Source organism: Massilia sp. IC2-477 (assembly GCF_020707265.1).
Lineage (GTDB): Bacteria > Pseudomonadota > Gammaproteobacteria > Burkholderiales > Burkholderiaceae_D > Telluria.
In genome coordinates this window covers 92,591-112,017 of the sequence record NZ_JAJFEQ010000001.1, presented here as the reverse complement: position 1 = coordinate 112,017, position 19,427 = coordinate 92,591, and the positions used below count along the sequence as shown (strand labels likewise).

General features: G+C 65.2%; 19 protein-coding genes and 1 other RNA gene. 7 read left to right on the top strand and 13 right to left on the bottom strand.

Translation table 11 applies throughout. The features are described from left to right. Position 1: 1 nt before the first annotated feature. Genes murF through mraZ form a run of 6 tightly spaced genes read right to left on the bottom strand, consistent with a single transcriptional unit; the run spans position 2 to position 6,340 of the window. Entirely contained in the window at positions 2 to 1,369 is a 1,368-nt protein-coding gene (gene murF, locus LK542_RS00585; protein ID WP_227810414.1) for a UDP-N-acetylmuramoyl-tripeptide--D-alanyl-D-alanine ligase, read from the bottom strand. Then, positions 1,369 to 2,901, bottom strand: coding sequence for a UDP-N-acetylmuramoyl-L-alanyl-D-glutamate--2,6-diaminopimelate ligase (locus LK542_RS00580; RefSeq protein ID WP_227810413.1), 1,533 nt, complete (start codon positions 2,899 to 2,901; stop codon positions 1,369 to 1,371). Before LK542_RS00580 ends, murF begins: the two co-directional genes overlap by 1 nt. After that, positions 2,901 to 4,676: a penicillin-binding protein 2 gene (locus tag LK542_RS00575; RefSeq protein WP_227800055.1), complete on the bottom strand. Its 1,776-nt coding sequence runs from the start codon at positions 4,674 to 4,676 to the stop codon at positions 2,901 to 2,903. The genes LK542_RS00580 and LK542_RS00575 overlap by 1 nt, the downstream gene beginning before the upstream one ends. After that, positions 4,673 to 4,945, bottom strand: a complete 273-nt coding sequence (gene ftsL, locus LK542_RS00570; protein ID WP_227800054.1) for a cell division protein FtsL — start codon at positions 4,943 to 4,945, stop codon at positions 4,673 to 4,675. The genes LK542_RS00575 and ftsL overlap by 4 nt, the downstream gene beginning before the upstream one ends. Then, a complete protein-coding gene (gene rsmH / locus LK542_RS00565; protein WP_373889524.1) occupies positions 4,942 to 5,925 on the bottom strand; it encodes a 16S rRNA (cytosine(1402)-N(4))-methyltransferase RsmH in 984 nt (327 codons plus the stop codon). The genes ftsL and rsmH overlap by 4 nt, the downstream gene beginning before the upstream one ends. After that, positions 5,912 to 6,340, bottom strand: coding sequence for a division/cell wall cluster transcriptional repressor MraZ (mraZ, locus tag LK542_RS00560; RefSeq protein ID WP_159696337.1), 429 nt, complete (start codon positions 6,338 to 6,340; stop codon positions 5,912 to 5,914). Before mraZ ends, rsmH begins: the two co-directional genes overlap by 14 nt. Before the next feature lie 474 nt (positions 6,341 to 6,814). On the opposite strand from mraZ, the gene LK542_RS00555 reads away from it, so the two are divergent. Next, entirely contained in the window at positions 6,815 to 7,765 is a 951-nt protein-coding gene (locus tag LK542_RS00555) for an AAA family ATPase (RefSeq protein ID WP_227810412.1), read from the top strand. 2 nt (positions 7,766 to 7,767) lie between these two features. Here the strand turns inward: LK542_RS00555 and LK542_RS00550 are convergent, their stop codons facing one another. The 5 genes from LK542_RS00550 to rnpB form a co-directional block, all read right to left on the bottom strand. After that, entirely contained in the window at positions 7,768 to 8,034 is a 267-nt protein-coding gene (locus LK542_RS00550; protein ID WP_227810411.1) for a hypothetical protein, read from the bottom strand. A gap of 202 nt (positions 8,035 to 8,236) precedes the next feature. Next, positions 8,237 to 8,497, bottom strand: a complete 261-nt coding sequence (locus tag LK542_RS00545) for a hypothetical protein (RefSeq protein WP_227810410.1) — start codon at positions 8,495 to 8,497, stop codon at positions 8,237 to 8,239. Between the two features lie 47 nt (positions 8,498 to 8,544). Further along, positions 8,545 to 9,081, bottom strand: coding sequence for a DUF6622 family protein (locus LK542_RS00540; protein WP_227810409.1), 537 nt, complete (start codon positions 9,079 to 9,081; stop codon positions 8,545 to 8,547). 128 nt (positions 9,082 to 9,209) lie between these two features. Beyond that, positions 9,210 to 10,697, bottom strand: coding sequence for a glycerol kinase GlpK (gene glpK, locus LK542_RS00535; RefSeq protein ID WP_227810408.1), 1,488 nt, complete (start codon positions 10,695 to 10,697; stop codon positions 9,210 to 9,212). A gap of 40 nt (positions 10,698 to 10,737) precedes the next feature. Continuing rightward, positions 10,738 to 11,076: RNase P RNA component class A (rnpB, locus tag LK542_RS00530), an RNA gene on the bottom strand. A 146-nt stretch (positions 11,077 to 11,222) separates the two neighbouring features. Between rnpB and LK542_RS00525 the strand changes: the two genes are divergently transcribed. Further along, the gene (locus LK542_RS00525; RefSeq protein WP_227810407.1) at positions 11,223 to 12,926 is read left to right on the top strand and encodes a thiamine pyrophosphate-binding protein; all 1,704 of its coding nucleotides are present in this window, start codon (positions 11,223 to 11,225) and stop codon (positions 12,924 to 12,926) included. Positions 12,927 to 13,025: 99 nt separating this feature from the next. Here LK542_RS00525 and LK542_RS00520 read toward each other — a convergent pair whose 3' ends face one another. After that, complete coding sequence (locus LK542_RS00520; RefSeq protein WP_227800046.1) at positions 13,026 to 13,217, bottom strand: hypothetical protein; 192 nt, start codon at positions 13,215 to 13,217, stop codon at positions 13,026 to 13,028. 250 nt (positions 13,218 to 13,467) lie between these two features. Between LK542_RS00520 and ftsY the strand changes: the two genes are divergently transcribed. From ftsY to rpoH, 4 genes are all read left to right on the top strand, one after another. Beyond that, the gene (gene ftsY / locus LK542_RS00515) at positions 13,468 to 14,625 is read left to right on the top strand and encodes a signal recognition particle-docking protein FtsY (RefSeq protein WP_227810406.1); all 1,158 of its coding nucleotides are present in this window, start codon (positions 13,468 to 13,470) and stop codon (positions 14,623 to 14,625) included. A gap of 6 nt (positions 14,626 to 14,631) precedes the next feature. Then, positions 14,632 to 15,309 carry a cell division ATP-binding protein FtsE gene (locus tag LK542_RS00510; protein WP_227810405.1) on the top strand — a complete coding sequence of 226 codons (678 nt, stop codon included), beginning with the start codon at positions 14,632 to 14,634 and terminating at the stop codon, positions 15,307 to 15,309. Continuing rightward, positions 15,306 to 16,220: a permease-like cell division protein FtsX gene (gene ftsX / locus LK542_RS00505; protein WP_227810403.1), complete on the top strand. Its 915-nt coding sequence runs from the start codon at positions 15,306 to 15,308 to the stop codon at positions 16,218 to 16,220. The genes LK542_RS00510 and ftsX overlap by 4 nt, the downstream gene beginning before the upstream one ends. 524 nt (positions 16,221 to 16,744) lie before the next feature. After that, the gene (rpoH, locus tag LK542_RS00500; RefSeq protein WP_227800042.1) at positions 16,745 to 17,635 is read left to right on the top strand and encodes an RNA polymerase sigma factor RpoH; all 891 of its coding nucleotides are present in this window, start codon (positions 16,745 to 16,747) and stop codon (positions 17,633 to 17,635) included. Between the two features lie 57 nt (positions 17,636 to 17,692). Here the strand turns inward: rpoH and LK542_RS00495 are convergent, their stop codons facing one another. Further along, complete coding sequence (locus LK542_RS00495) at positions 17,693 to 18,307, bottom strand: hypothetical protein (RefSeq protein WP_227810402.1); 615 nt, start codon at positions 18,305 to 18,307, stop codon at positions 17,693 to 17,695. 213 nt (positions 18,308 to 18,520) lie between these two features. Between LK542_RS00495 and yghU the strand changes: the two genes are divergently transcribed. Beyond that, positions 18,521 to 19,357 carry a glutathione-dependent disulfide-bond oxidoreductase gene (yghU, locus tag LK542_RS00490; RefSeq protein ID WP_227810401.1) on the top strand — a complete coding sequence of 279 codons (837 nt, stop codon included), beginning with the start codon at positions 18,521 to 18,523 and terminating at the stop codon, positions 19,355 to 19,357. The last annotated feature ends 70 nt before the right edge of the window (positions 19,358 to 19,427 follow it).

Sequence of the window (19,427 nt, the reverse complement as noted above, 5' to 3'; positions counted from 1 at the left end):
GTCAGTGGGCGTCTTTCATAATCGTTTGTCCGGTCAGGTGCTGGACCACGCGTTCCATCTTCATGAAGCGCGAGCCCTTCACCAGCACAGTCGCTGTCGTATTGCCGCCCAGAGTTGAATCCAGTGCTGCCAATAAATCGTCGAACTGCTCGTAATGCCGTGCTCCCGACGCGCTCATGTGTTGAGCGAGCGCACCGGTGGCGAGCACGTGTTCGATGCCACGCGTCTGAGCGTAAGCACCGACTTCTTCGTGAAACTCTTTTCCTTGCGTGCCGACTTCGCCCATGTCGCCCACCACCAGGATGCGCGGCGCCGGATAGGCGGCCAGCACGTCGATCGCGGCGCGCATCGAGTCGGGGTTGGCGTTATAGGTATCGTCGATGACGGTCGCGCCGTTCGCGGCCTGCTTGCGCTGCAGGCGGCCGCCGACCGGGGCAAAGGCTTCGAGGCCGCGCACGATGGCGTCCTGCGCGATGCCCGCCGCCAGGGTGCTGGCGATCGCGGCCAGCGCGTTGCGCACGTTGTGGTCTCCCGCGGCGGCCAGCCTGACCGTGAAGCGGGCGCCGCTGGCAGTCACGTCCAGGTCGTTGCCGAAGCCGGTCGAGGTGTAGGTGGCGCGCACGTCGCAGGCGTCGCTGAGGCCGAAGGTCAGCACGTCGCAGGGGGCCAGTTCGCGCCACAGCTCGGTATAGGTATCGTCGCCCGGGAACACAGCCACGCCGCCGGCCGGCAAGGCCTGCAGCACCGAGCCGTTCTCGCGCGCCACCGCTTCCACGGTGTGCATGAATTCCTGGTGCTCGCGCTGGGCGTTGTTCACCATCGCGACCGTGGGCGCCGCGATGGCGGCCAGGCGGGCGATTTCGCCCGGATGGTTCATGCCCATCTCGATGACGGCCGCGCGGTGTGCGGCGCCGAGGCGGAACAGGGTCAGCGGCACGCCAATCTCGTTGTTCAGGTTGCCCTGGGTGGCCAGGCGCGTGTCCTCGCCGAAGGCGGCGGCCAGGATCGAGGAAATCATTTCCTTGACCGTGGTCTTGCCGTTCGAGCCGGTCACGCCGATCACGGGAATCTCGAACTGGGTGCGCCAGAAGTTGGCGATGCGGCCCAGCGCTGCCAGGGTGTCCGGGACCACGATGGCCGGCAGGGTCCAGCCGTCCGGCAGCTGGTGCACCACGACCGCGGCCACGCCGCGCGCGGCGACCTGGTCGAGGAAGCTGTGGGCATCGAAGGTCTCGCCTTTCAAGGCGACGAACAAGGCGCCAGCGGGCGCCGTGCGGCTGTCGGTCGAGACGCCTTCGAAGGCGACCTCGCCACCCACGAGCCGTGCGCCCGGAATCGCCTGAACGAGTTGTGCGAGCGTGCCGCGCATCAGTGAGTCCTCATCATGGTGAGCCGCGCGGTCAATGCCAGCGAAGCATGGTCGGCATCGGAGAACGGAATCTTCTTGCCCTTGATTTCCTGGTAGGGCTCGTGGCCCTTCCCTGCCAGCAGGATCACGTCCTGCTTGCCGGCGTTCTTCACGGCCAGCAGGATCGCGGTCGCGCGGTCTTCCACTGCCTGGTCGTGCTTGTCACCGCGCTTATCCATCCCCGCCACGATCTGGGCGATGATGTCCGCCGGCTCTTCGCTGCGCGGGTTGTCGCTGGTGACCAGCACGTGGTCGGCCGCCTGGGCGATCGCGCCCATCTGCGGACGCTTGCCCGGGTCGCGGTCGCCGCCGCAGCCGAACACGCACCACAGTTCGCCGCCGCGTTCACCCGCCACCTGGCGCAGGGCCTGCAGGGTCTTTTCCAGCGCGTCCGGGGTATGCGCGTAGTCGATCACGACCATCGGCGCATCCTGGCCGCCGATCCGCTGCATGCGGCCGGGGGCCGGCACCAGGGCCTCGATGGCTTCCACTGCATTCTTCAGGGCCACACCCTTGGCCAGCAATGCGCCCAGCACCGCCAGCGCATTGCTGACGTTGAAGTGGCCCACCAGCTGGGTCTTCACCAGCGCGTTGCCTGCCGGGGTGTCGACGCTGAATTCGGTGCCCGCATGGCGGCTGCGCATGTTCGAGGCGCGCAGGATGCCGACGCCCTCGATGGCCGGCTGTTCGGCTTCGCTTCTCAAGGTATAGCCGGTGACCGGCAGCGCCGCAAAGTTCTTGCGCAGGTGCGCGACCAGGCGCAGGCCGGCCGGGTCGTCCAGGTTGACCACGGCGTTCTTCAGGCCTTCCCACTCGAACAGCTTGACCTTGGCCGCCTCGTAGTTCTCCATGGTTCCGTGGAAGTCGAGGTGGTCGCGGGTCAGGTTGGTGAAGATGGCGACGTCGAAGTGCATGCCGGCGGCGCGGTCCTGGACCAGGCCGATGGACGAGGCTTCGATCGCCAGCGCCGTCGCCTCCTGGGCGCGCAGCTCGCCCAGGGTCTGGGCCAGCAGCACCGCGTCCGGCGTGGTGTAGCCGGTGGCATCGAAATTCGGTTCGCCCTTGCCTTTGACGATACCGACGCCCAGGGTGCCGATCACCGCGGCGGTCTCGCCGAGGCGTGCCAGCGCCTGCCCGGTCCACACCGCGCAGGAGGTCTTGCCGTTGGTGCCGGTGACGGCCACGGTAAACATGCCCGCATCCGGCTTACCCAGCACGCCATGGGCGATCGGGCCCGCGTTCTTCTTCAGGTTGGCGACCGCGAGATGCGCCACGTCGTGCGCGTCATCCCAGCGGTAATCGTTCTCTTCGTAGACGACGGCGGCCGCGCCGGCGGCGATGGCGGCGGCGATGTGGCGGCGGCCGTCCGCGGCCTCGCCCGGATAGGCGAAGAACACGTCACCCTTCCCAACGCGGCGGGAGTCGGAAACGAGTCGGCCGCCTGGGGCGGCGGCACGGATCCATTGGCAGATATCGTTCAGGCTCATCGCCATCACAAGCTCTCCTCTACCGGTTCGTCCGGGATGATGATGTCGGTGATCGATGAGTCGGGCGGCACGTTCGCGGCCCGCAATGCGTTGGCCGCCAGGTCGGCGGCGGTCGGCGCCGCGACGCTGCCGCCTGTTCGCAGGGCGCCGCGCGGGTTGTCGATCATGACCGCGATGACGAAGCGCGGTTTCGACATCGGCGCGATGCCCACGAAATAGCCGATATTGTCGGTGCGCGAATAGCGGCCGTTGACGATCTTTTCGGCGGTGCCGGTCTTGCCGCCGACGCGGTAGCCCGGCACCTGCGCCTTGGAGGCGGTGCCTTCCGGGCTCACCACGGATTCGAGCATGGTGCGCACCTGGGCCGCGGTCTTCGGCGAGATCACCTGCTGGCCGACCGGCTTCTCGTCCACCTTCAGGAAGGAGAGCGGAATGATGTCGCCATTGCGGGCGAAGATCATGTACGAGCGCGCCATCTGCAGCAGCGACACCGACAGGCCGTGGCCGAAGGCCATGTTGGCGTATTCGATCGGCTTCCACGATTTCCACGGACGCACGCGGCCGGCGGTGGCGCCCGGGAAGCCGAAGCGCGGCGCCTGGCCGTAGCCCAGCTTGGTGTACATCTCCCACATTTCCTGCGGCGGGATCATCTGCGAGATCTTGACCACGCCAATGTTCGAGGACTTCTGGATGATGCCGCCGACGTTGCGCACGCCGTAGTTGTGGGTGTCGCGGATGCGCTTGCCCGTCACCACCATGTAGCCGGGGTTGGTGTCGAACACGGTGTCCGGGGTGATGCGCCTGGTCTCGAGGCCGAGCGCCACCGTCACCGGCTTGATGGTGGAGCCGGGTTCGAAGGTGTCGGTGATGACGCGGTTGCGCAGCTGGGCGCCGGTCAGGTTCGAGCGGTCATTCGGGTTGTAGGTCGGGTAGTTGGCCATGGCCAGCACTTCGCCGGTCTCGACGTCGAGCACCACGGCGCCGCCGGCCTGCGCATTGAACTTCTCGACCGCGTTCTTCACGCTGGTGAAGGCGATGTACTGCAGCTTGCTGTCGACCGACAGGGTCAGGTCCTTGCCTTCGTGCGGCTCGCGGAACATGCCCAAGTCTTCGGCGATGTGGCCGAGGCGGTCGCGGATCACGCGGCGGCTGCCCGGCACGCCCATCAGCGCCTTCTGGTGGAACAGCTCCATGCCTTCCTGGCCCTTGTCCTCGACGTTGGTGAAGCCCACCAGGTGGGTCATCACTTCGCCCTGCGGGTAGTAGCGCTTGTATTCCTTGCGGGTGTCGATGCCGTCGATCTTGAGCTTTTCGATCTGCTCGACCGCGTCCATCTCGACCTGGCGCTTCAGGTAGACGTAGGTGCGCTTCGGATCGAGCTTGGTGCGCAGTTCGGACTGCGGCATCTCGAGCAGGCGCGCCAGCTCGGCCAGCTTGTCCGGCGATTCCTTCAGCACCTCCTTCGGGAAGGCGGCCACCGCCTTCACCGGCAGCGAGGAGGCCAGCACCTGGCCGTGGCGGTCCGTGATCTTGCCGCGCGCGGCCGGCAGTTCGACCACGCGCTCGTAACGGCTCTTGCCCTGCTTTTGCAGGAACTGGGTGGACACGCCCTGCAGCCACAGCGCGCGTGCGGCGAGCACGACGAAGGCCGAAAACAGGACGAACAGCACCAGGCGCGAACGCCAGTTGGGGACGTTCACGGCCAGGACCGGGCTCTTCGAGAAAGCCACGCCCTTGGAGGCGGCCACGCGCGGGACAGCTCGGCGTTCGACGCGGCTCATTTCGCGCCTTCCGTCAGGTATTGGGTACGGGCCGGCGTCAAGGGTGCCATGTTCAGGCTGGTGCGCGCGATCTGTTCGATGCGTTCGTTCTTGCCGAGGGTGGACTGGTCGAGCTGGAGCTGGGTCCAGTCGACCTCCAGCTGGCGCGCGTGCTGGTTCAGGCGCTCGAGCTCGATCAGGAGGTGGCGTCCCTGGTAGCGGGCGTTCACGACCGACAGCGCGCAGCCGACCACGGCCGCCGTCAGGAGGATGTTCAGCTTGACGCTCACGCCTTGGCTCCCAGGCGCTCAGCCACGCGCAGCACCGCCGAGCGGGCGCGCGGGTTGGCGTCGACTTCCGCGTCGGACGGCTTGGTCTTGGTGATCAGTTTCATCAATGGCTGCGGCAGATCGGCGGCGCGGATCGGCAGCCGGCGGTCCGGCTGCTCCACTTTCGCCTTGGACGCCAGGAACTGCTTGACCATGCGGTCTTCCAGCGAGTGGAAGCTGATCACGGACATGCGCGCCCCGGGGGCCAGCATCGCGTACGCGGCGCTCAGACCTGCTTCGAGGTCTTCAAGCTCTTTATTGATGAAAATCCGGACAGCCTGAAAGGTCCTTGTGGCCGGATCCTTGCCTTTTTCCCGGGTTTTGACCGCGTCTGCCACGATTGCGGCAAGCTCTCGTGTGGTCGAAATTGGCTGGATTGCGCGGCGAGCAACAATCGCCTTTGCAATCTGGAAAGCAAACCGTTCTTCTCCATAATCCCGAATAACCTTTTCCAGTTGTTGTTCCGACGCGGTGGCCAGCCATTCGGCCGCCGACATCCCGCGCGTGGTATCCATGCGCATGTCGAGCGGGCCATCCTGGCGGAAACTGAATCCGCGCGAGGCGTCGTCCACCTGGGGCGACGAAATACCAAGGTCCAGCAAGATGCCGTCCACCTGGCCGATGCCGCGCGCGGCCAGCGCGTCGAACATCGTGGCAAAACTGTCATGCACGATCGTGAAGCGGGGATCCCCCACCTGCTCCGCGGTCGCGATCGCCTGCGGGTCCTTGTCGAAGGCCACCAGGCGGCCCTGGGGGCCGAGTCGCGACAGGATCAGGCGGCTGTGTCCACCGCGGCCGAAGGTGCCGTCTATATAAGTACCGTTGGCGCGCTCACCCGTCAGGTTGAGCGCGTCGACTGCTTCATCCAGCAGCACCGTGCGATGCTGAAAAGCTCCAGGCACCGTGTTTGTTTCCGTCATCGGCGCCTCAGAAGGAGAAATTGGAAAGGACATCGGGCATGCCGCCGGCAACAGCCTCGGCTTCGCTTTCGGCAAGCTTGGCGGCATCCCAGATTTCGAAATGGGTGCCCATGCCCAACATCATGACTTCTTTCTCCAGACCCACGGCGGCACGCAACTCGGGCGAAATCAGCACCCGGCCTGCGCTGTCCAACTCGACATCGCACGCGTTACCAAGGAAAATGCGCTGCCACGCCCTTGCCGACATCGGCCAGGAAGCGATCTGCTCGCGATGCTGTTCCCACACCGGACGGGGGAAGAACAGCAGGCAGCCGTGCGGATGCTTGGTCAGCGTCATTCGGCCCTCGCACTGGACCGCAAGGGCGTCACGATGCTTCGCCGGGATCGACATCCGGCCTTTTGCATCGAGATTGATCGCTGACGCGCCCTGGAACACGTATTTACCTAGCTTGGAGAATTATCAATTTAGAATTTTTTAGCCGCTTGGGGTTCCAAAAACCTCCCACAAATCGACACTTTTTCACACTGTTTCCCACTTTATTGGAATCAATGTTGGTGGTCAAGCGAATTCACGCTTGGCAAATCCTAATTTGTCTAATGAAACCAATGACTTAGCGGCTTCTATTGAGAGAAGGTCAAGGTAAAATGTCTCGTAAATCAGTCACTTAGGAAACTGATTGAAGGTTGGACCTCACTTGTACTGACAACATTTCTTCTTGATCAATATCACGTCTTGACGTTGTGTTTTCTTATGAAAATTTAAGTTTCCTCGCAGAATTGGGTACTTTGGGATTGGCGGGGCTCGGCTGGAAGCGTTAGGATCGAGGCAAGACAATGACCCGTCCTGCATACGGCCCGCTCGGCAGGATGGAGCAGCCTGGATGGGAGCGGGCCTGCCAAGGAGACAGTCGTGAGCATCACCCTCGCCCGTACCTGCGCGGTCTACGACCTGATCGAAGTTCAGGAAGCGCTCGACCGCAGCCGCGGCCGCTCCCCGGAGCTCGAAGCCTTTTACGAGCGCATGCTGGAGACCGGGGCCGACCGCTTCGTCACCAAACCCTCATCGATCGACGCCCTCGATCCCCTGTTCGAGGAATGCCCCAATTTCGACGAAGTCCTGGACGACCTGGCGCGGTACCTGGCATTGGCGCATGCGGGCAACCGCGGCTTCAATGTCATGCCGATCCTGCTGCTCGGCGGGCCCGGCGTCGGCAAGACCCACTTCGCCCGGCGCCTGGCGCGCGTGATGCAGACCGAATGCGAACTGATCAGCATGAACGCCCTGTCGGCCGGCTTCGTCATCACCGGCAGCTCGGCCAGCTGGCGCGGCGCCAAATGCGGCAAGGTGGCAGAGCGCCTGGTGCGCGGGCAGTACGCCAATCCCGTGATCGTGCTGGACGAAGTGGAAAAGGCGAGCGGCTCGACCCAGTCCGATCCGCTCGCCGCGCTGTATCAGCTGCTGGAACCGGAGACCGCCAGCACCTTCCGCGACGAGTTCATCGACGTCGAGATCGACGCCTCGCAGATCTTCTGGGTCCTGACCGCCAACTCCACCGAAGGCATTCCCCACCCGCTGCTCAACCGCATGGCGGTCTACGAGGTGCCGACGCCGACGCCTGAGCAGGCGGCCGGCATCGCCCAGCGCATGTACGCGGGCCTGCTGGACGAACTGAACCTGGCGGCCTTCGATGCGCGCCTCGGGGACGTGGTGCTGGACAAGCTGGTGACGGTGTCGCCGCGCGACCTGCGCAAGACCCTGCTCGACGGCCTGGGCCATGCGGTGGCCGCGGGACGCGAACACGTGCGCGCGGACGATATCCGGATCAGGGCGACGCCGGGCAAGGGGCGGATCGGATTCTGATCCTAGCCGCCAGGTCCCTTGTGCCGGTTGCGCCGGAAAAAGGGGCCCGGCGGCTCGCCCTTCCTTGCGCAGATGAAGATCAGGAGGTCAACGAGACAGAATACATGGAAGAGATACCAGCCCGGACTGTCGGGCAGGTAGAAGATCGCGCCCGCGACCAGCAGCACGAAGAAGCCGACGAACACCACCCAGCCCTGCCAGGTCAGCGGCAGTCCCCATCCCCATCCATACCCCGGCGGCTTGGCCGGGAACCAGTATTTTTTCTCCATGCCTGCATCATGCCACCGGCGGCATCAGCGCATGCTATCGAATGTTCACGGAGGCGAAAAAAAGCGCCCCGCATGGGCGGGGCGCAAGGGGAAGCCGTGCTGACGTACCAGGCCTGATGTCCCGGAACGATGAAACCATTATGCCCGCCGATGCCGTCCGACAGAAGTGCCGGCCGGGCGATTCCCCCATCCCTGGGGGCGCTCAGCTCAGGTAAGCCTTGAGTACCGCGGCGCTGCGGTCCATGCCTTCCTTCAGGCGCTTTTCGGCGTGCAGCGCATAGTCGCCTGGCGAGGCGCCGCCCTGGCTGGCCGCTTTCGCCGACATCGCCTTGGCCGCGATGCCGAGGGCGACGACGGCCTGGTCCCAGGTCAGGCCCGAGGCCAGCGCGTCTTCGACCACCCGCGCCGCGAGCGTGCCGAGTTTGTCGATCAAGCGGGGATCGGTATCTCCCAGTTTCAGCATGCTGCTCTCCATTGCCCTGGCGGCACGGAGCGCCGCCTGTGCCGGGATCATACGGCATCGACCATGGCGGGCTGCGCACCATTGCACTGCTGCCCGCGCAGGACGCGACGGCTCGCTGCCCGGTCGCATGCCAGCTGGCCCAGGAAGTAGCCATTGCACAGCCCGAGCAGACCGCAGCTGGCCAGCGCAAAGCCGGTGCTGGCGGCCACCTGCGGCCGCACGACCTGCACCACCGCCATCGCATACTTGATCACGAAGATGGCCAGCATCAGCAGCAACGGCGTCCAGCTGCCGCGCATGCGCAGGCTGCCCGGCGCCACGCCCGCCTCGACGCGGCTGCCGCCGAAGTTCCAGCACTGCAGCGCGACCGCGGCGCTGCCGGCGAGCCAGGCCACCATGGCGACCGACGCCAGGCCGTAGCGCGCGCCGATCGACTGCAGCGACAGCACCAGCATCAGCACCGGGATGATCGTCATGCGGGTCATGGTGATGTCGCGGTCGCGCGCCGCCAGCACCCCGCGAAAGACGAGGAAGGCGAGGATGGCCCAGACGTAGACCGGGGTGCGGGTGAGAAATTGGGACATGGATGGCCTAGGTGAGTTGAAGATGTCCTCACCTTAGCGAGCCTGCATTCCGCACGCGGCGGCTTGTGACGAATGGCGTCCCTGCCGGCGCCAGATGCATATCGGCAGCGCCAGTCACACGCCGCCGCCTACTCGTGCGCCCAGCCTTTCGCGTGCTCCACCGCCCTGCCCCAGCGCGCCATCAGTTCCTCGCGGCGGCCGGCATCCATGCGCGGCTCGAAGCGGCGCTCGACCTGCCACTGGCGCGCGATCTCCTCGACGCTCTCCCAGTAGCCGACCGCCAGCCCGGCGAGATAGGCCGCGCCCAGCGCCGTGGTTTCAGTGACGCGCGGGCGCAGTACGGGCACGCCCAGCAGGTCGGCCTGGAACTGCATCAGCAGGTCGTTGCGGGCCGCGCCGCCGTCGGCGCGCATCTCGGTAACAAGGCAGGCGGCGTCCTTCTGCATCGCCACCAGCAGTTCGGCGCTCTGGTAGGCGATCGCCTCCACCGCGGCGCGCGCGATGTGGCCGGCGCCGGTCCCGCGCGTCATGCCGACGATGGTGCCGCGCGCGTAGGGGTCCCAGTGCGGCGCGCCCAGTCCCGTAAAGGCCGGCACCAGCATCACGCCGCCGCTATCCGGCACGCTCATGGCGAGCGCCTCGACGTCCTGCGACTGCGTGATGATGCCGAGGCCATCGCGCAGCCACTGCACCGTGGCGCCGCCCATGAAGACGCTGCCCTCGAGCAGATAATCGGTGGCGCCGTTCACGGTCCAGCCGACGGTGGACAGCAGGCGGTTATGCGAACTTGGTGCCGCGGCGCCGGCGTGCATCAGCATGAAACAGCCGGTGCCGTAAGTATTCTTGACCAGGCCCTTGCGGTGGCAGGCCTGGCCGAAGGTGGCGGCCTGCTGGTCGCCGGCGATGCCGGCGATCGGGATCGCCGCGCCGAACCATTCCTGCGCCGCCAGCCCCACTACCTCGGCACTGGCGACGACTTCGGGCAGCAGGCTGGCGGGAATGCCGAACAGGGCCAGCAGCTCTTCGTCCCAGCGCAGCGTGTGCAGGTTGAACAGCATCGTGCGCGCCGCATTGCTGGTGTCGGTGACGTGGCGTCCGCACAGGCGGTAAACCAGCCAGCTGTCGACGGTGCCGAAGGCCAGCTCGCCGCGCTCGGCCCGGGCTCTGGCGCCCGGCACGTGCTCGAGCAGCCATTGCAGCTTGGTGGCGGAAAAGTAGGCGTCGACTTCGAGGCCTGTGCGCGCCTGGATGCCTGCTGCGCATCCCTCTTCGCGCAGGCGGTCGCACACGGCGGCGGTACGGCGGTCCTGCCAGACGATGGCGCGCGCCACCGGCTCGCCGCTGGCGCGGTCCCACAGCACCGTGGTTTCGCGCTGGTTGGCGATACCGATGGCGGCGACCTGGGAGCCATCGATACCGGCCTCGCGCATGACCTCGCGGGCGCAGGCAAGCTGGCTGTGCCAGATGTCGAGGGCGTCGTGCTCGACCCAGCCGGGCTGGGGGAAGTGCTGGGGATATTCGTGCTGGCTGCTCGCGACCGGCAGGCCTGCCCGGTCGAACAGGATGGCGCGCGAGCTGGTGGTGCCCTGGTCGAGGGCAAGGATGTATTTCTGCATCGTCGTCTCGCGAGGGCGGTCCCTGAGGGACTCTGAATTCAAGTAAAGCAGGCCGATAGGCCGGATTCTGTGTAGTGGTCTCCCTTGCGGGACGCCCCTATGACAGCCATTCCTCTAGGCGCTGGATTACTCCAGCGCTCAAGCTTCCTACCCGCACGCTCCGCGAGCAACATCAACGCGTGCCTATTTGGAATTGCTCCAGGTGGAGGTTACCGCGTTTCACCGTAACTTAATACGCTCGTCTCTGTGGCCCTATTCCTCGCCTTATACCTTGCGGCTTTCAGCGGACGGCCGTTAACCGTCACCCCGCTCTGTGGAGTCCGGACCTTCCTCCCGCCCTCACCCGAAGATGAGGACCAGCGACTGTCTGGCCTGCTTCACGGCGAACATTGTAACCGATCGGGCCCGGGTAACCTATCGCCTTGCGGCCACGTTTCTGAAATTTCGTGTCGCCATTTCAAAATCCTTGCCCACCTCATCCACATAAAATGCTCGGATAACAAACCTGCAAGGATGACCGACACCATGACGCACCCTTCCCGCACCGGCGGCCAGATCCTGGTCGATGCGCTCCATACCCACGGCGTGGACACCGCCTTCGGCGTGCCCGGCGAAAGCTACCTCGACGTACTGGATGCGCTGCACGATTCGGATATCCGCTTCGTGATCAACCGGCAGGAAGGCGGCGCGGCGTTCATGGCCGAGGCCTACGGCAAGATGACCGGCAAGCCGGGCATCTGCTTCGTCACCCGCGGCCCCGGCGCCACCAATGCCTCGATCGGCGTGCACACGGCCTACCAGGACTCGACCCCGATGATCCTGTTCATCGGCCAGGTCGGCAGCGACTTCATCGACCGCGAAGCCTTCCAGGAAATCGACTACCGCCGCATGTACGGCCAGATGGCGAAATGGGTCACCCAGATCGACCGCGCCGACCGCATCCCCGAATACATCGCGCGCGCCTTCCAGGTCGCCACCAGCGGCCGTCCGGGCCCGGTGGTGCTGGCGCTGCCGGAAGACATGCTGGTGACCACAGCGGCCGTGCTTGACGCGCGCCGCTACCAGCCGGTGCAGGCCGCGCCTTCGCAAGCGCAGATCGCGCAGCTGCGCGCCATGCTGGCGGAAAGCAAACGCCCGATCGTGCTGCTGGGCGGCGGCTCCTGGACCGACGAAGCTTGCGCCGACCTGGCCCGCTTCGCCGAAGCCAACCGCCTGCCGGTGGGCTGCACCTTCCGCTTCCAGGACCTGCTGGATAACGCCCACCCGAACTACGTGGGCGACGTCGGCATCGGCATCAACCCGAAACTGGCCGCGCGCGTAAAGGAAGCGGACCTGGTGATCGCCATCGGCCCGCGCCTGGGCGAGATGACCACCAGCGGTTACTCGCTGCTTTCTTCTCCGGTGCCGCGCCAGAAACTGGTCCACATCCACGCCGATCCGGAAGAACTGGGCAGCGTGTACCAGGGTGAACTGATGATCGCCAGCGGTCCGGCGCAGGTGTGCGCCATGCTGGCCGCCATGGAACCCGTAGATGCGTCGGCCTGGGCCGGCACGGTGGAAGAAGCGAAGGGCGAACTGGCCGCGTGGCAGGCGCAGCCGCCCATCTTCCGCGACGGCAGCGCGCCGCTCGACCTGTGGCAGGTGGTGCAGGAACTCATGCAGCAGGCGCCGCGCGACACCATCATCACGAACGGCGCCGGCAACTACGCGACCTGGGCGCACCGCTTCTACCGCTACGGCGGCAAGCGTACGCAGCTGGCGCCGACCAACGGCGCCATGGGCTATGCGGTGCCGGCCGGCGTCGCAGCCAAGATCATCGACCCGCAGCGCACCGTGGTGACCTTCGCCGGCGACGGCGAATTCATGATGACCGGACAGGAACTGGCCACCGCCGTCCAGTACGGCGCCGGCGTGATCATCCTGGTGTTCAACAACAATATGTTCGGCACCATCCGCATGCACCAGGAACGCGACTACCCGGGCCGCGTGTCGGGCACGACCCTGCACAATCCGGATTTCGCCGCGCTGGCGCGCGCCTATGGCGGCCACGGCGAGGTGGTCGAGAAGACCGAGGAATTTGCGCCTGCGCTGCAGCATGCGCTGGCGCATGCGAACGAGCGCCAGCTGCCGGCCGTGATCGAGCTGCGCTACGACGGCAACCTGATTACGCCGAACGCGACGCTCGAGACCATTCGCAAGACGGCCGCCGCGGCGAAGGCCGGCCAGTAATCCGTAGGGTGGGCGGGAATGTAGTCCAGTGGACTACATTCCCGCCCACGCGTTCAACGACGGCATGAGCAGACCGCGTGGGCGGCGAAGCCGCCCACCCTACTGCCCCAGGCCCAGCTCGGCCGGCAGTGGAATCGGATGGTCGAAGAAACTGACCTGCTCCGGATTGGTCAGGAACAATGCGACGAGGGCGATGAACGCCCACACGATAATGTTGCGCATGTTCGCAGCACCGCCATCCGTGGCGTTGTCGCCATAGATGAGACGCTTCAGAAAGTTGGTGATTTTCACGGTGTGCCCCGTTGTCTTTTGTGGTTTTCTCTCTGTGTTCAAATTTAACGCAAGTCGCCGCCGTTTTCCAGAACCGCACTGTTGAGTAGCCTGCCGGTTTCAGCAATAACGCAACAAACAGTTCCTTCGATGCATCTTCGAGCGTCGTGACGGGTGCTCGGGGGAAGCGACTTGCTGCTCTGGTAAAATATTCGCTACTTTTTTCATCGCCGGCTGACGCCGGCATCGTGCGCAGGATTCGCCCCCACATATGTTTAGTTTCTTCAAGAGAAAGAAGCCTGAGACCGAGGTTCCGGAGCCGAGCCAGGCCGCGCCGGCTCCGGCGGCCGCGTCGGCGCCGATGTTCGTGCCCGGCAGGCTGGACGCGCCGCCGAGCCCAGCTCCGGCGCCAGCGCCGGCGCAGGCCCCGGTGCCGACGCCTGCCCCGGCTGCACCGCCCGCTTCCGTCGCGGCCGATATCGGCGAGCTGTTCCCCGAAACCGCCGAACGTCCCACGACCGACGCCGAAAAGAAGCAATCCTGGATGGCGCGCCTGAAGGCCGGCCTGTCCAAGACCTCGAGCAACCTGTCGCTGCTGTTCGTCGGCGCCCGCATCGACGAAGACCTGTACGAGGAACTCGAATCAGCGCTGCTGATGTCGGACGCCGGCATGGACGCCACCCAGCACCTGCTGGACTCCCTGCGCCGAAAGGTCAAGGAAGACAAGCTGCTGGACGCGGCCCAGGTCAAGGCGGCGCTCAAGGCGCTCATGATCGAACTCCTGAGCCCGCTGCAGAAGCCGCTCGAACTGGGCCGCCATGAACCGCTGGTGATGATGATCTCCGGCGTGAACGGCGCCGGCAAGACCACCACCATTGGCAAGCTCGCCAAGCACATGCAGCGCTTCGACCAGTCGGTGCTGCTGGCCGCGGGCGACACCTTCCGCGCCGCCGCGCGCGAGCAGCTGATGGTTTGGGGCCAGCGCAACAACGTCACCGTGATCTCGCAGGCCTCGGGCGACCCGGCCGCCGTCGCCTTCGATGCGGTCCAGTCGGGCAAGGCGCGCGGCGTCGACGTGGTCATGGTCGATACCGCCGGTCGCCTGCCGACCCAGCTGCACCTGATGGAAGAACTCAAGAAGATCAAGCGCGTCATCGGCAAGGGCATGGAAGGCGCCCCGCACGAGACCCTGCTGGTCATCGACGGCAATACCGGCCAGAACGCGCTGGCCCAGGTCAAGGCTTTCGACGATGCGCTGCAGCTCACCGGCCTCGTGATCACCAAGCTGGACGGCACCGCCAAGGGCGGCGTGCTGGCCGCGATCGCACGCACCCGCCCGGTGCCGGTGTACTTCATCGGCGTGGGCGAGAAGCTGGACGACCTGCAGCCGTTCAATGCCGAAGAATTCGTCGAAGCGCTGCTGGGTTGAAGGCCGATGATCGAATTCCAGTCCGTCTCCAAACAATATTCCCCTGACGCGTATGCGCTGCGCGACGTGTCCCTCAACATCGCCAAGGGCGAGCTGGTCTACCTGGCCGGCCCGTCCGGCGCCGGCAAGTCGACCCTGATGAAGATGGTGGCCGCGGTCGAGCGCCCGACCACCGGCGTGGTGACCGTCAATGGCCAGGACATCGGCCGCATCAAGAAGGCCGGCATTCCTTTCCTGCGCCGTAACCTGGGCCTGATCTTCCAGCACCAGCGCCTGCTCAACGACCGCAACATTCTCGGCAACGTGATGCTGCCGCTGCTCGTCACCGGCGCGCCCAAGGGCCAGGCCGAGCAGCGCGCCCGCGCCGCGCTCGACAAGGTCGGCCTGCTGGAACGGGCCAGGGCGATGCCGCTGGAACTGTCCGGCGGCGAGCAGCAGCGCGTGGCGATCGCGCGCGCCATCGTCAACCGCCCGCAGATCATCCTGGCCGACGAGCCGACCGCCAACCTCGACCGCGTGGCGGCCGACAAGGTGCTCGACGCGCTGCGCGCCTTCCACGCCGTGGGCGTGACCTGCGTGATCTCGACCCACGACGAGCAGGTGCTCGAGAGTGCGCAAGCGCGCGTGATCCGCCTCGAACATGGCCAACTGCTCAGTACAGCCTATCCTGGAGGCGCCGTATGAGCCCGTGGGTCCGCCAGCACCGCTTCGCCTTCGGCGCCGCGCTGTCCACCGTGCGCAAGGCGCCGGGCAGCTTCCTGTTCAATGTGCTCGTGGTCGCCTTTGCCCTGATGCTGCCGTTTGCCGGCATCACCCTGCTCGACAACGTGCGGCCGCTGTCCGAACAGCTGTCGGTCGATCCGGAAATCAGCCTGTTCATGAAGGCGGACGCCACGCGCGAGCAGGCCTCCAGCCTGCAGCCGCAGATCCGTTCAATTCTCGCTCAAGCCGGCAAGTCCGAGATCGCCTTCGTGCCGCGCGAAAAGGCGCTGGCCTCGCTCAAGGAAAAGAGCGGACTGGGCGACGTGCTGGACACGCTGGGCGACAACCCGCTGCCGGACAGTTTTGTGATGAAGCTCGCCGGCAGCGGCGCGGCCACCCAGGTCGACGCCATCACCGAGCAGCTGCGCGCCCTGCCCGGCGTCGACACCGTGCAGGTGGATTCGGCCTGGGTCAAGCGCCTGGCCGCCCTGCTGCGCATCTTGCGCCTGGCCCTGCTGCTGCTGGCGGTGACGCTGGGCGTGGTGGTGATTGCGGTGGTGTTCAACACCATCCGCCTGCAGGTGCTGACGCAGAAGGAAGAGATCGCCGTGTCCAAGCTGCTGGGCGCGACGGACAACTTCATCCACCGCCCCTTCTATTACACGGGCGCCCTGCTCGGCCTGTGCGCGGGCGCGGTGGCGCTCGGCGCGGTGATGCTGGCGCTGCATCCCCTGAACGGCGCGATTGCCGAGTTTGCAAGGCTGTATGCCTCGGAATTCCAGCTGACGCCGCTCGGCGCGCTGGAAACGGCGGGCGTGCTGGCGATCAGTGCCGGCCTCGGGCTGATCGGGGCGATGCTGTCGGTGCAGCGGCACCTGGCGCGCGTGCAGTAATCAAGCTGGCGTAGACCGCGTGGGCGGGAGACCCGCCCACCCTACCACCTGGGTACTGTAGGGTGGGCGGGTCTTCCCGCCCACGCGGTCAGTCATCATTAAGCGACCCACAGAAAGGCTCAGCCGACCCTCCCTACGTTCAGACGGGTTGAATTCCTACAGAGCGTCCCCAACGAACGTGCGCCATCCAACAGAAGGCCGGTCCTCGCGCCTTTAACCTGTCTCTAACACGTTTTCCAGCTGTTTATGGCTCACTTTTGAGCTGAATCAACCAAATACAGGTCGCCTGCTCTACAGTGGAATCGCCAGGATTTTGATTCCCAAAGGCAATACTTTAGCCAAACTTAATCGATTTCGACAAATCGATGGCTTGCCTAGCACTCACCCATGGAGAGTGCTAATATATGTCTCGAAGAAAGCGAAATCAAGAAGAGCATCCAGTAACAAGCGGTAACGCTGGTGTCACGCGGCATGTGTCCGTGGCACATTGGGGATGCAGCAAGATTACTATAAGGGAAATGAACATGTCCGCACAATCCGCATTGGTTCCTGCCGGCAGTCGCGCCCTGAATCTGGGTTTCACCGGCAATCTCGGCAATATTGACGCCTATATCTCGGCCGTCAATCGCCTGCCGATGCTGACCCACGAAGAAGAGATCTCGCTGGCCAAGCGCCTGCATGAAAAGAATGATCTCGATGCCGCCCAGAAGCTGGTCCTGTCGCACCTGCGCCTGGTCGTGTCGATCGCGCGCGGCTACCTCGGCTACGGCCTGCCGCACGCTGACCTGATCCAGGAAGGCAACATCGGCCTGATGAAGGCCGTCAAGCGTTTCGACCCGAACCAGGGCGTGCGTCTCGTCTCGTACGCGATGCACTGGATCAAGGCCGAGATGCACGAATACATCCTGAAGAACTGGCGCCTGGTGAAGGTCGCGACGACCAAGGCCCAGCGCAAACTGTTCTTCAACCTGCGCAGCAACAAGCAGGGCCTGGACACCATGACCCCGAGCCAGGTGGACGAGCTGGCGAAGATGCTCGACGTCAAGCGCGAAGAAGTGATCGAGATGGAAACCCGCCTGTCGGGCCGCGACATCGCCCTCGAATCGCCGACCGACGACGAAGACGACAAGTTCGCGCCGATCGCCTACCTGTCCTCGGAACAGCAGGAGCCGACCCGCGTGCTGGAAGCCGAGCAGGTCGACCGCCTGCAGTCGGAAGGCCTCGAGACTGCCCTGGGCAAGCTCGACCCGCGTTCGCGCCGCATCGTCGAAGCGCGCTGGCTGGCCAACGACGACGGCTCGGGCGCCACGCTGCACACGCTGGCTGAAGAGTTCGGCGTGTCGGCCGAGCGCATCCGCCAGATCGAATCGGCAGCGCTCAAAAAGATGAAGGGCGCGCTGGCGGCTTACGTGTAAGCTGGCTTAGCCAACAAAAAACCCGCTGCGGCGGGTTTTTTCTTTTCTGGCGTCGGCTCAGTGTGTGAGCTTCGCGGTTTTCTCCTGCTCCTCGACCAGCAGCTTCTCCAGCCCTTTCAACATGCTGTTGGTCGCCTCGTGGGTCGAGTTGACCTGCGTGAGGACGCGATAGACGCTGCGTGCGTCGATCTCACCCAGCTCGAAGCTGCTGAAGGTATTCGCTACCTGCGTGTAATCCATGAAGCTGGTACCCCGGTTCGCGAGCACCTGCTGCGTATCGCGCATGTTCGCGTACTGCATCGCGTAATGCTTCAGCCTTTCGGTCTCGACGTAGGTGAGGGCCTGGTTGGCCACGGCGACGTCCCAGGCCTCGCGCTGGATCGAGGGCGAGAACATGTTGACGCCGAAACGTCCTCCGCCCCCCTCCACCGCGAGCTGGACGGCCTCCTTGTCGGCCTTGCCGGCCTTGATGTTGGCCAGCAGGATTTCTTTCATCTTCGCCGTCTTGTCGATCTGCTGCTGGTTCTGCTTGATGACCGAGCGCACCTCGGCCAGGTTCGCAGCCAGCTCGGCGTCGATATTGCGGATTGCCTCGTGCGCCCGGTGGTTCTGGTGGTAGCGGTGCACGCCGTTTTCCAGCGCCAGGGCTGTGATGATACTGACGACGATCATGATGTACTCGCCGGCGAATTCCTTGAACGAGTGGGATTTGGGTACTTCTACATGCCTGGCGTTTCCGTGGCAATAAAGAACAGCCAACCATAGCATGCCTGCCCGCCGCCGTATCCACCCGATCCCCTTTTGATGCGCAGCGCATGAAGCAACGCGTTCCGCACGCCCCCGCTAGAATGAATGCTTTCATCCGGCATGTTCAAGGAGACCCCGATGACCGAACCCTACGTCCCACCCGCAGTCTGGACCCCGCCCGCTTCCAGCGGCGGTACCTTCGCCAACATCAACCGCCCGGTCGCCGGCCCCACCCACGAGGCCGAGCTCCCGGTCGGCAAGCATCCACTGCAGCTGTATTCGCTGGGCACGCCAAACGGCATCAAGGTCACCATCATGCTGGAAGAGCTGCTTGCGCTCGGCCTTGGGGACGCCGAGTACGACGCCTGGCTCATCAAGATCAATGAGGGCGCCCAGTTCTCGAGCGGCTTCGTCGACATCAACCCGAACTCGAAGATCCCGGCCATGGTCGACCGCAGCGGCCCGCAGCCCGTACGCGTGTTCGAGTCCGGCTCGATCCTGGTCTACCTCGCGGAAAAGTTCGGCGCCTTCCTGCCGAAGGACGGCGTGGCGCGCGTGGAAACCTTCAACTGGTTGTTCTGGCAGATGGGTTCGGCGCCTTTCGTGGGCGGCGGCTTCGGCCACTTCTATGCCTATGCACCGGAAAAACTGCAGTACCCGATCGACCGCTACGCGATGGAGACCAAGCGCCAGCTCGACGTGCTGGAGCGGCAGCTGGCGAAGCATCGCTTCGTGGCGGGCGACGAATACACGATCGCCGACATGGCGATCTGGCCCTGGTATGGCGGCATGGTGCGCGGCGAGCTGTACGAGGCGGGCGAATTCCTGTCCGTGCACGAATACCAGCACGTGCGCCGCTGGGCCGACGAGATCGCGGCGCGTCCGGCCGTGATCCGCGGGCGCAAGGTCAACCGCGTGCGCGGCAAGCCGGATGAACAGGTTCCCGAACGTCACGATCCTTCCGACCTGGACTGATCTCCCGTAAGCGGGACCCGGACAGGTGACGACGGGGGGCGCGATTGCGTTATGCTGGCGCGCGACGTTC

Bases quoted from the DNA above. Each gene is read 5' to 3' on its own strand.
- LK542_RS00575 (WP_227800055.1), bottom strand. From the start codon at position 4,676: ATGAGCCGCGTCGAACGCCGAGCTGTCCCGCGCGTGGCCGCCTCCAAG.
- LK542_RS00510 (WP_227810405.1), top strand. From the start codon at position 14,632: ATGATCGAATTCCAGTCCGTCTCCAAACAATATTCCCCTGACGCGTAT.
- rpoH (WP_227800042.1), top strand. From the start codon at position 16,745: ATGTCCGCACAATCCGCATTGGTTCCTGCCGGCAGTCGCGCCCTGAAT.
- ftsY (WP_227810406.1), top strand. From the start codon at position 13,468: ATGTTTAGTTTCTTCAAGAGAAAGAAGCCTGAGACCGAGGTTCCGGAG.
- LK542_RS00545 (WP_227810410.1), bottom strand. From the start codon at position 8,497: ATGCTGAAACTGGGAGATACCGATCCCCGCTTGATCGACAAACTCGGC.
- LK542_RS00580 (WP_227810413.1), bottom strand. From the start codon at position 2,901: ATGGCGATGAGCCTGAACGATATCTGCCAATGGATCCGTGCCGCCGCC.
- ftsX (WP_227810403.1), top strand. From the start codon at position 15,306: ATGAGCCCGTGGGTCCGCCAGCACCGCTTCGCCTTCGGCGCCGCGCTG.
- murF (WP_227810414.1), bottom strand. From the start codon at position 1,369: ATGCGCGGCACGCTCGCACAACTCGTTCAGGCGATTCCGGGCGCACGG.
- glpK (WP_227810408.1), bottom strand. From the start codon at position 10,697: ATGCAGAAATACATCCTTGCCCTCGACCAGGGCACCACCAGCTCGCGC.
- LK542_RS00525 (WP_227810407.1), top strand. From the start codon at position 11,223: ATGACGCACCCTTCCCGCACCGGCGGCCAGATCCTGGTCGATGCGCTC.
- LK542_RS00540 (WP_227810409.1), bottom strand. From the start codon at position 9,081: ATGTCCCAATTTCTCACCCGCACCCCGGTCTACGTCTGGGCCATCCTC.
- LK542_RS00550 (WP_227810411.1), bottom strand. From the start codon at position 8,034: ATGGAGAAAAAATACTGGTTCCCGGCCAAGCCGCCGGGGTATGGATGG.
- LK542_RS00495 (WP_227810402.1), bottom strand. From the start codon at position 18,307: ATGATCGTCGTCAGTATCATCACAGCCCTGGCGCTGGAAAACGGCGTG.
- yghU (WP_227810401.1), top strand. From the start codon at position 18,521: ATGACCGAACCCTACGTCCCACCCGCAGTCTGGACCCCGCCCGCTTCC.